Source organism: Streptomyces sp. NPDC096324, assembly GCF_044763015.1.
In the GTDB taxonomy this organism is placed as follows: Bacteria; Actinomycetota; Actinomycetes; order Streptomycetales; family Streptomycetaceae; genus Streptomyces.
The window spans coordinates 17,052-26,207 of record NZ_JBIWFK010000005.1 but is presented as its reverse complement, the minus strand read 5'-3'; the positions used below and the strand labels follow the sequence as shown (position 1 = coordinate 26,207).

The 9,156-nt window shown below is 68.5% G+C and carries 12 protein-coding genes; 1 reads left to right on the top strand and 11 read right to left on the bottom strand.

The genetic code is table 11. From position 1 onward, the window contains the following. Positions 1–195: 195 nt before the first annotated feature. The 3 genes from rpsI to ACIQ7M_RS14285 form a co-directional block, all read right to left on the bottom strand. Entirely contained in the window at positions 196–723 is a 528-nt protein-coding gene (rpsI, locus tag ACIQ7M_RS14295; protein WP_355773271.1) for a 30S ribosomal protein S9, read from the bottom strand. Positions 724–765: 42 nt separating this feature from the next. Then, a complete protein-coding gene (rplM, locus tag ACIQ7M_RS14290; protein WP_037626954.1) occupies positions 766–1,209 on the bottom strand; it encodes a 50S ribosomal protein L13 in 444 nt (147 codons plus the stop codon). Between the two features lie 223 nt (positions 1,210–1,432). Then, a complete protein-coding gene (locus tag ACIQ7M_RS14285; protein WP_403643589.1) occupies positions 1,433–2,629 on the bottom strand; it encodes a glycosyltransferase family 87 protein in 1,197 nt (398 codons plus the stop codon). A gap of 74 nt (positions 2,630–2,703) precedes the next feature. Here ACIQ7M_RS14285 and ACIQ7M_RS14280 point away from each other — a divergent pair, with 74 nt between their 5' ends. Next, positions 2,704–3,591, top strand: coding sequence for a hypothetical protein (locus ACIQ7M_RS14280; RefSeq protein ID WP_403643586.1), 888 nt, complete (start codon positions 2,704–2,706; stop codon positions 3,589–3,591). A gap of 114 nt (positions 3,592–3,705) precedes the next feature. On the opposite strand, the gene truA is transcribed toward ACIQ7M_RS14280, so the two are convergent. From truA to map, 8 genes are all read right to left on the bottom strand, one after another. Next, positions 3,706–4,572 carry a tRNA pseudouridine(38-40) synthase TruA gene (gene truA, locus ACIQ7M_RS14275; protein WP_355773281.1) on the bottom strand — a complete coding sequence of 289 codons (867 nt, stop codon included), beginning with the start codon at positions 4,570–4,572 and terminating at the stop codon, positions 3,706–3,708. A 92-nt stretch (positions 4,573–4,664) separates the two neighbouring features. Then, positions 4,665–5,162 carry a 50S ribosomal protein L17 gene (gene rplQ, locus ACIQ7M_RS14270; protein WP_355773283.1) on the bottom strand — a complete coding sequence of 166 codons (498 nt, stop codon included), beginning with the start codon at positions 5,160–5,162 and terminating at the stop codon, positions 4,665–4,667. A gap of 126 nt (positions 5,163–5,288) precedes the next feature. Further along, entirely contained in the window at positions 5,289–6,311 is a 1,023-nt protein-coding gene (locus tag ACIQ7M_RS14265) for a DNA-directed RNA polymerase subunit alpha (protein WP_003966937.1), read from the bottom strand. A 177-nt stretch (positions 6,312–6,488) separates the two neighbouring features. After that, positions 6,489–6,893 (bottom strand): 30S ribosomal protein S11, encoded by a 405-nt coding sequence (rpsK, locus tag ACIQ7M_RS14260; protein WP_006376016.1) that lies wholly within the window; start codon positions 6,891–6,893, stop codon positions 6,489–6,491. A 69-nt stretch (positions 6,894–6,962) separates the two neighbouring features. Next, positions 6,963–7,343, bottom strand: a complete 381-nt coding sequence (gene rpsM, locus ACIQ7M_RS14255) for a 30S ribosomal protein S13 (protein ID WP_081218901.1) — start codon at positions 7,341–7,343, stop codon at positions 6,963–6,965. Positions 7,344–7,559: 216 nt separating this feature from the next. Further along, positions 7,560–7,673: a 50S ribosomal protein L36 gene (rpmJ, locus tag ACIQ7M_RS14250; protein WP_003998809.1), complete on the bottom strand. Its 114-nt coding sequence runs from the start codon at positions 7,671–7,673 to the stop codon at positions 7,560–7,562. Between the two features lie 68 nt (positions 7,674–7,741). Beyond that, positions 7,742–7,963: a translation initiation factor IF-1 gene (gene infA / locus ACIQ7M_RS14245; protein WP_003948620.1), complete on the bottom strand. Its 222-nt coding sequence runs from the start codon at positions 7,961–7,963 to the stop codon at positions 7,742–7,744. A 242-nt stretch (positions 7,964–8,205) separates the two neighbouring features. After that, a complete protein-coding gene (gene map / locus ACIQ7M_RS14240; RefSeq protein WP_382792985.1) occupies positions 8,206–9,045 on the bottom strand; it encodes a type I methionyl aminopeptidase in 840 nt (279 codons plus the stop codon). Positions 9,046–9,156: the final 111 nt, after the last annotated feature.

Below are 9,156 nucleotides of genomic sequence, written 5' to 3'. Positions count from 1 at the left end.
TTGTCCTCCTGAGAAAGCTGCAGAGTACGGAAGTCCCCCGCAGGATACGGAGTCATCCGATCACATGAGCCTTTGAGCACCTTGTGCCGTTATACGCCCAACCACTGTGATAAACGAACGCCCCGGCAGCACGGAGATGTGCCGCCGGGGCGTTCGGAGCTACGCGTACTGACGCGCAGAAGCAAGCAGCGAAGATTAACGCTTGCTGTACTGCGGGGCCTTGCGGGCCTTCTTGAGACCGGCCTTCTTGCGCTCGACCGCACGGTCGTCGCGCTTGAGGAAGCCGGCCTTCTTGAGGGCGCCGCGGTTGTTGTCCACGTCGGCCTCGTTCAGCGCACGGGCCACGCCGAGGCGCAGGGCACCGGCCTGACCGGAGACACCGCCACCCGCGATGCGGGCGATGACGTCGTAGCGGTTGTCGAGCTCGAGCACCTTGAAGGGCTCGTTGACTTCCTGCTGGTGCACCTTGTTGGGGAAGTAGTCCTCAAGGGTGCGACCGTTGATCTTCCACTTGCCGGTGCCCGGAACGATCCGGACGCGGGCGATGGCGTTCTTGCGACGGCCCAGTCCGGCGGCCGGCTGCGGGTCGCCGAAGCGGCCCGCGAGCGACTCCGAGGTGTACTCGCCCTCTACGGGGACCTCGGACTCGCTGGTGTAGCTCTCGATGTCGACAAGCTCGGTCTCAGTCTCTTCGACCGGCTGCTCAACGGTGGTCTCGGCCACGATTCTCCTCAGATTCTTTTTCGTCTTAGGGGGTGGCCGGAACTACTGCGCGACCTGGGTGATCTCGAACGGGACCGGCTGCTGGGCAGCGTGCGGGTGGTTCTCGCCCGCGTAGACCTTCAGCTTCGAGAGCACCTGACGGCCGAGGGTGTTCTTGGGGACCATGCCCCGGATGGCCTTCTCGACGGCCTTCTCGGGGTTCTTCGCCAGCAGCTCGTCGTAACGGACGGAGCGCAGACCACCCGGGTAACCGGAGTGGCGGTACGCCAGCTTCTGGGTCTTCTTGTTGCCGGAGAGGTGCACCTTGTCCGCGTTGATGATGATGACGAAGTCACCAGCGTCGACGTGGGGGGCGTAGATCGGCTTGTGCTTGCCCCGCAGAATGTTCGCGGCAGTGGTCGCCAGACGGCCCAGGACGACATCCTGGGCGTCGATGACGTACCACTGGCGAGTGATGTCGCCGGGCTTGGGGCTGTACGTACGCACGGTCGTAGCCTTCGCTTCTTCAGTGAGTGGGTCCTGACATGGCCACCACGGACGATCACGACAGCCCTGACCGCACTGCGGTGACGCATACCGCGTGCTGGTCGCTGGTCATCGGCCCCGGTGGACCGGTGTAAGGGCCCCTCACGTGAGAATGAGCAAGCCAATACACATAACGAACCGCAAGCTTACCCGCGGTGGCCCGGAAGGGTCAAAACGCGAGTGCTCACACCCTCGTGGCCCGTCGAACCCGTCGCTGGGCGACGAAGTGGTCCGGGCCGGCGAGCGGCAGGTGCCGACGGCGCCGGAGCGCCACCGATGCGGTCATCACACACAGGGTAAAGCAGTCCCGGAACGAACGCCGGGTCACCGCTTCCAGCCAGGGCCAGTCCGCGCCGGGCATCTGCGGCACCAGCGCGAGCCAGAACCAGGGCCCACGGGCCGCCGCGCCGGGGTACGGCAGCCCCGCGAGCAGCAGCGGCACCACGACGAGCAGATAGTGGTCGTAGGACGGCCGGGACACCAGGAACGCCGAGAGCATCAGCAGCACCGCGGTCTCGGTGAGCCGCAGCGGCCCGGGAACACCGCGCGACCAGCGGCGGTAGGCGCTCAGGACACCGGCGCCCGCCGCCGCGCAGGCGAGCGCGGCCGCCACCGGCGCGGGCACCCCGAGACGCGGAAGCACGGCCACCGGAGAGGCCTCGTAGAGGCGGACGAAGTCGTCGTGGCCGCTCAGCAGGAACGGCAGGGTCCGTGTGACGAACGCCGCAGGATCGGGCATCAGCAGCGCCGCCCCGCCGGACGCCAGGGCGGGCACCAGGACCACCGCGGCCAGCCCCCTCCAGCGGCGCGCGAAGAGGAACAGGAGCGCCACGGGCGCGAGGAGCGGCTTGAGGGCGAGGGCCGCGCCGATGACCACTCCGGCCCACCCCCACCGCTCCCGCGCCGCCAGCAGCAGGGCGAGCGGCAGCGCCGCCGCGGCGATCACGGTCCAGTTGCCGAGCGCGACCAGGTGCCCGAAGGGCGCGAAACCCACCGCGAGCCCCGCCGGTCCGAGCACCCCGAGGCGGCTGCGCCAGGGGACGCCGTGGACCCGCAGCGCGCACGCCCAGCCCGTCACCAGCAGGGCGGTCACCGTCAGCGGGACCAGCGGACGCAGCGCCGCCGCCGGGAGCAGCGTCTGCGGCACCGCCGCGAGCACCGCGCTCGGGAGATAGAGGAAGTGCCGGTCGGTGTACGGCGAACCGCCGTCCAGCCAGGTCCGCGCCGCCCGGACGACGATCGCGTTGTCCATCCCGCCGTCCGAGGTGTGGAGCGCGACGGCCACGGCATGCGCGCACAGCACCGCGCCCGAGGCCACCCACGCGTGCCAGGAGGCCCTACGCACCAACCACCCGGAGATGTCACTTTTGCCCTTGCGCATTCAGATCACGCTAGGGGCTCAAGTGCCCGGTGGAGCTGACCGGCACCCCCCAACGCCCGTCTAAGATGCGGCGCATGAGTTATGGGCAAGGTGGGCAGGGGCAGCCCCCGTGGGACCCCTGGAAGCCGGGTTCTCAGCAGGCGCCCCAGTGGAACAACCAGCGTTCCGGCGGGAATCCCGACTGGGCCGCCATGGCGGAGGCTTCCGAAACGCGCAACAAGCGCCGCAAAGTGCTGTTCATCGTGGGCGGGGCGCTGGCCACCGTCGCGGTCGGCGCTGCCGTGGCCATGGCCGTCGCCAACGCCGGCGGCGACAACGAGGCCGCCAACCAGCCGTCCAAACTGCCCGCCAGCGCGGACATTCCCGGCGCCACAACACCGCAGCCGTCCTTCGAGCCGACCTCGGCTCCGCCGCCGCTGGATCCGAAGGAGTTCATATCCAGCGCGAAGAAGGACACCGCGCCGCTGAGCCCGGACATCCTCTTCCCCGGTACACAGCTCACCGTGGGCGATCGCGTGTACCGCAAGGGTCCGACGGCCGACACGAAGAACTGCGCCTCGGTCGCGAAGGGCACTCTGCCGCCGGTCCTGACCAAGGACGGCTGCACCCGCTTCATGCGGGTCAGCTACGTCAAGGACGGGGTGGCGGTGACGGTCGGCGTCGCGGTCTTCGACACCGAGGCCCAGGCGAGCAAGGCCAAGGCCGACGCGGACAGCAAGAGCATCATCGCCTCGCTGCCCGGCAACGGCATCAAGGCGTTCTGCGACGCGGCCGTCTGCCGTTCGACCACCAACGCCTACGGCCGTTACGCCTACTTCACCCTCTCCGGCTTCACCGACGGCGATGACGTGACGACGAAGGACACCGCGGTGTTCACGACCGGCGACGACCTCGCCGATTTCGCGTTCCGTCAGATCAGCCGACGGGGCCAGGCCCAGGCGTCGGCCGCGGCCGCCCAGTAGCGGTTCCGGGCGCGGCGGCCGACGAACACCGGCCGCCGCCCCCCGACTTCCCCGCAGCGCGGTTGACGCGCGTTCGGGCGGCCGCCCCGCGCGGACCGCACCGGTGAACGGGCGTCAGCAGGACTCGCACCCCGCCGCACCCGGCAACGTCCGCTTGTTGCGGGCCTCTTTGCTCCGCGCGGCCAGCAACTCGTCTGCGGGGTAACCGACTTCCTCAAGGGTCAGCCCGTGCGGCCGTACGACGTGAACGGCCGAGTCCCGTACGCCGGCGGCCAGCACCTTGCCCGGCCAGTCGGGTCCGCGGTGCCCGTCCCCCACGAACAGCAGGGCCCCGATCAGCGACCGCACCATGTTGTGGCAGAAGGCGTCGGCCCGCACGGTGGCGGTGATGACACCGTCCTCGCCCCGTACCAGGCTCAGTTGCTGAAGGGTGCGGATGGTCGTCGCGCCCTCGCGCTTCTTGCAGTACGCGGCGAAGTCGTGCTCCCCCAGCAGCCGTTCGGCCGCCTCGTTCATGGCGTCCACGTCCAACGGCCAGTCGTGCCACAGGACATGACTGCGCAGCAGCGGGTCGACGCCGCCGGGTTCGTCGGTCACGCGATAGGCGTAGCGCCGCCAGATCGCCGAGAACCGCGCGTTGAAACCGGGAGGCGCCTCGGTGAGCGACCACACCCGCACGTCCTTGGACAGCCGCCCGGCGAGCCGCTTCAGCAGCTTCTCCCGGTGCTCGGCCCACAGTTCGTCGGGCAGGTCGACATGGGCCACCTGGCCGCGCGCGTGCACCCCGGCGTCCGTCCGCCCGGCCACGGTCAGCTCGTAGGTGGTGTCCCTCGTCCGCGTCACCGTCCGCAGCGCGTCCTCGATCTCGCCCTGCACGGTCCTGCGTCCCCCGGCCTGCTTGGCCCACCCGGAGAACTCGGTCCCGTCGTACGACAGATCCAACCGCACCCGCACGAACCCGGGCTCCGCTTCGTCACTCACACCTAGATCCTCTCAAGCCCGGGTTCCTCCCCGGGAACGCGAAAGCGGGCCCGCCCCGAAAGGGACGGACCCGCTCACAGCAAGGCAGTGCCTCAGGCGTCCTTCGACTCCTCGGCGGGAGCCTCGACGGCGTCCTCGACCTTGGTGTCCTCGACCTTGGCCGGGGCCTCGGTCTCCTTGACGGCACGCTTGGTCGCGGCCTCGGCCTCACCGGTGGCCTGCTGGGCCACGGTCAGGGCCTCCACCAGCTCGATGACAGCCATGGGCGCGTTGTCGCCACGGCGGTTACCGATCTTGGTGATACGGGTGTAACCACCCGGGCGGTTCTCGTAGCGCGGGCCGATCTCGGTGAAGAGCGTGTGCACGATGCTCTTGTCCGTGATCACCGAGAGCACCTGGCGGCGGTTGTGAAGGTCACCCTTCTTCGCCTTGGTGACCAGACGCTCCGCGTAGGGACGCAGGCGACGGGCCTTGGCCTCGGTGGTGGTGATGCGGCCGTGCTCGAAGAGCGCCTTCGCGAGGTTCGCGAGGAGCAGCTTCTCGTGCGCGGCGCTGCCGCCCAGACGGGCACCCTTGGCGGGCTTCGGCATGATGTTTCTCCTAGGTGTCTGCCCCGGCCGTATCAGGTACCGGGGTCAGTGTCCGAGCGGGCGATCGCCCGTCGAAGATCCGGGGTCCCGAAGGACCCCGGAGGACGGAAACCGTCCAGTACCGGATCAGTACTGCTCGGTCTCCACGAAACCCGCGTCCGCGTCGTCGTCGGCGCCGAAGGCGTCGGCGGCGGCGGTCGGGTCGAATCCGGGCGGGCTGTCCTTGAGGGCCAGGCCCATGCCGGCCAGCTTCGCCTTGACCTCGTCGATGGACTTCGCACCGAAGTTGCGGATGTCCAGGAGGTCGGCCTCGGAGCGGGCGACGAGCTCACCCACGGAGTGGATGCCCTCACGCTTGAGGCAGTTGTACGACCGAACGGTGAGCTCGAGCTCCTCGATCGGCAGGGCGAGATCAGCGGCGAGGGCGGCGTCCGTGGGGGACGGGCCCATGTCGATGCCCTCGGCGTCGATGTTGAGCTCGCGGGCCAGACCGAACAGCTCGACCAGGGTCTTACCGGCCGACGCCATGGCGTCACGGGGACGCATGGCCTGCTTGGTCTCGACGTCGACGATCAGCTTGTCGAAGTCGGTGCGCTGCTCGACACGGGTCGCCTCGACCTTGTACGTGACCTTCAGCACCGGCGAGTAGATCGAGTCGACCGGGATGCGCCCGATCTCCTGACCGACCTGCTTGTTCTGAACGGCGGAGACGTAGCCGCGACCGCGCTCGACGGTCAGCTCCATCTCCAGCTTGCCCTTGCCGTTGAGCGTGGCGAGGACGAGGTCGGGGTTGTGGACCTCGACACCGGCCGGGGGCGCGATGTCGGCGGCGGTGACCAGACCCGGGCCCTGCTTGCGCAGGTACATCACGACCGGCTCGTCGTGCTCCGAGGAGACGACGAGCTGCTTGATGTTGAGGATCAGGTCGGTGACGTCCTCCTTGACGCCCGGCACGGTGGTGAACTCGTGCAGGACACCGTCGATGCGGATGCTGGTGACAGCAGCGCCGGGGATCGACGAGAGGAGGGTGCGGCGCAGGGAGTTGCCGAGGGTGTAGCCGAAGCCCGGCTCCAGCGGCTCGATCACGAACCGGGAGCGGAATTCGTCGACGACCTCTTCGGTCAACGAGGGGCGCTGAGCGATCAGCATGTGGTGATCAGATCCTTCATTCGTGGACGCCCGCTATTTGACGCCCGACAAAACCGCGCCTCCGAAGAGGCGGGTACAGCAAGGGTACGGGCGATACGGCCCTTTTACGGAGCCGTACCGCCCGGAAACCTCGAACCAGCACAGGGCCGTCGAGAACGACGACCGAGCGGCCGTGCGTCAGACGCGGCGGCGCTTCGGCGGACGGCAGCCGTTGTGCGGGGTGGGGGTGACGTCCTGGATCGAGCCGACCTCGAGGCCAGTGGCCTGGAGGGAGCGGATCGCGGTCTCGCGACCGGAGCCCGGGCCCTTCACGAAGACGTCAACCTTGCGCATGCCGTGCTCCTGCGCGCGACGGGCAGCCGACTCGGCGGCCATCTGCGCGGCGAAGGGGGTGGACTTGCGCGAGCCCTTGAAGCCGACGTGGCCGGCGGAGGCCCAGGAGATCACGTTGCCCGCGGGGTCCGTGATCGAGACGATCGTGTTGTTGAACGTGCTCTTGATGTGAGCGTGCCCGTGAGCGACGTTCTTCTTTTCCTTGCGGCGCACCTTCTTGGCGGCGCCCTGACGACCCTTGGGGGGCATCTATTTCTCCTACGGGGAGGTGGTCGGTCCTACAGCGAAGACCGCTGATGAAGCGTTGTCCGCTGAGGACTACTTCTTGCCCGGCTTCTTCTTACCGGCGATCGCGCGACGCGGGCCCTTGCGGGTACGAGCGTTCGTGCTGGTGCGCTGACCGTGCACGGGCAGGCCACGACGGTGGCGGATGCCCTGGTAGCAGCCGATCTCGATCTTGCGGCGAATGTCGCCCTGGATCTCGCGACGGAGGTCACCCTCGGTCTTGATGTTGGCGTCCACGTACTCGCGGATCTTGACCAGCTCCTCCTCGGAGAGGTCACGAACGCGCGTGTTGGGGTTCACGCCAGTCTCGGCCAGCGTCAGCTGGGAAAGGGTCCGGCCGATGCCGAACACGTAGGTGAGGGCGACCTCCACGCGCTTTTCGCGCGGGATGTCAACACCGGAAACGCGTGCCATTCAATGGCTCCAGTTGTCGTTCGGAGGTCTTCCGCAGAACCGGATCCCGCCCGCCGTCGTCCTCTGATCCAGGGATCGAGGAGTCGGTACGAACCGGGTCCCCGGCCTCCGACCGGGGGTGTCAGGCCTGATGAGACTCAGCCCTGGATCCTGCGTATGAACATGTACTGCTGCGTCGCGCGAAGTATCTGCGGGTGCAGAAGGTGCGGTCGTGCGTCAGCCCTGGCGCTGCTTGTGGCGCGGGTTTTCGCAGATGACCATGACCCGACCGTGACGGCGGATCACCCTGCACTTGTCGCAGATCTTCTTGACGCTCGGCTTGACCTTCATTAGGTGAGGTTCTCCGGGTCAGTGCCACCCCCCGCGCCCCGGAACCGGGACACGGAGCAAGGCAAGATCTACTTGTAGCGGTAGACGATCCGGCCGCGCGTCAGGTCGTACGGAGACAACTCCACCACGACCCGGTCGTCAGGGAGGATGCGGATGTAGTGCATGCGCATCTTGCCGCTGATGTGCGCCAGGACCTGGTGGCCGTTCTGGAGCTCCACCTTGAACATCGCGTTCGGAAGAGACTCAACGACAGTGCCCTCGATCTCGATGGCACCTTGCTTCTTGGCCACGCTTTGCCCTTCGAATCGACTACCTTGATCGACTTCGTGCGAGCGCATGCAGACATGCGGGTGCACGAGAGCCGACGAGTCAGTCTACGTCAGGGCTCCCGGAAAGACGAATTGGCCTCGGTCCTCCCCGCCACTCATGACGATGCCCCACCCGTCGGCACGGTATGCGCGAGGGGCGGGGCTGACCGAGTGCACGGCCGGGGCGAGGAGAGCGGGCGGCGCGCTCCCCGCGGGCGGGGGCCTCAGCCCGCGAGGGGATCGGGCGCCGCCGTGATCCCGTACTCGGCGAGCTTCGCCCGGCCGCAGTCGGGAGCCGTGAGGACGAGCGGTCCGTCCTCCGTCAGCGCCACGGAGTGCTCCCAGTGCGAGGACCAGGTCCCGTCCGTGGTGATCACGGTCCAGTCGTCCTCGAGCACCTCGGTCCGCGGTGTGCCGAGCGACACCATCGGCTCGATCGCCAGGCACAGGCCGGGCACCAGCTTCGGCCCCTTGCCGCGCTTGCGCTCGACGTAGTTCAGCAGGTGCGGGTCCATGTGCATCTCGGTGCCGATGCCGTGGCCGCCGTAGTCCTCGACGATGCCGTACTTGCCGCCGCCCGGCTTGGGCTGGCGGCGGATGTAGGTCTCGATCGCCCGGGAGATGTCGACCAGGCGGTTGCCCACCTTCATCGCCGCGATGCCCGCCCACATCGACTCCTCGGTCACCCGGGAGAGCTCGATGAGTTCCGGGGCGTGACCCGAACCGACGAACGCGGTGAACGCGGCGTCGCCGTGCCAGCCGTCGACGATCGCGCCGGCGTCGATGGAGATGATGTCGCCGTCCTTCAGGACGGTCTTGTCGTCCGGGATGCCGTGGACGACGACCTCGTTGGCCGAGGTGCAGATCGTCGCCGGGAAACCGCCGTACCCGAGGAAGTTCGACTTGGCGCCGTGCTCGTCCAGCACCTTGCGCGCGACCTCGTCCAGATCCCGGGTGGTCGCGCCGGGCACCGCGGCCTCACGCGTGGCCGCATGGATCGCCGCGACGACCAGCCCCGCCTCACGCATCTTGGCGATCTGCTCGGGGGTCTTGATCTGCACCATGGTGGCTGCGGCCTTTCTGGACCGGAGAACGGACTACTCCAACGATACGGGGGACTCGACCCACCCCGCCCGGGGTCCCGGGACCCCGGGCGCGCGGGACCTTCGCCCTGC

Coding starts and splice junctions, on each gene's coding strand:
- map (WP_382792985.1), bottom strand. CDS start 9,045: ATGGTGCAGATCAAGACCCCCGAGCAGATCGCCAAGATGCGTGAGGCG.
- rplQ (WP_355773283.1), bottom strand. CDS start 5,162: ATGCCGAAGCCCGCCAAGGGTGCCCGTCTGGGCGGCAGCGCCGCGCAC.
- ACIQ7M_RS14265 (WP_003966937.1), bottom strand. CDS start 6,311: ATGCTGATCGCTCAGCGCCCCTCGTTGACCGAAGAGGTCGTCGACGAA.
- rpmJ (WP_003998809.1), bottom strand. CDS start 7,673: ATGAAGGTCAAGCCGAGCGTCAAGAAGATCTGCGACAAGTGCAGGGTG.
- rpsK (WP_006376016.1), bottom strand. CDS start 6,893: ATGCCCCCCAAGGGTCGTCAGGGCGCCGCCAAGAAGGTGCGCCGCAAG.
- ACIQ7M_RS14285 (WP_403643589.1), bottom strand. CDS start 2,629: ATGCGCAAGGGCAAAAGTGACATCTCCGGGTGGTTGGTGCGTAGGGCC.
- ACIQ7M_RS14280 (WP_403643586.1), top strand. CDS start 2,704: ATGAGTTATGGGCAAGGTGGGCAGGGGCAGCCCCCGTGGGACCCCTGG.
- rpsM (WP_081218901.1), bottom strand. CDS start 7,343: ATGGCACGCGTTTCCGGTGTTGACATCCCGCGCGAAAAGCGCGTGGAG.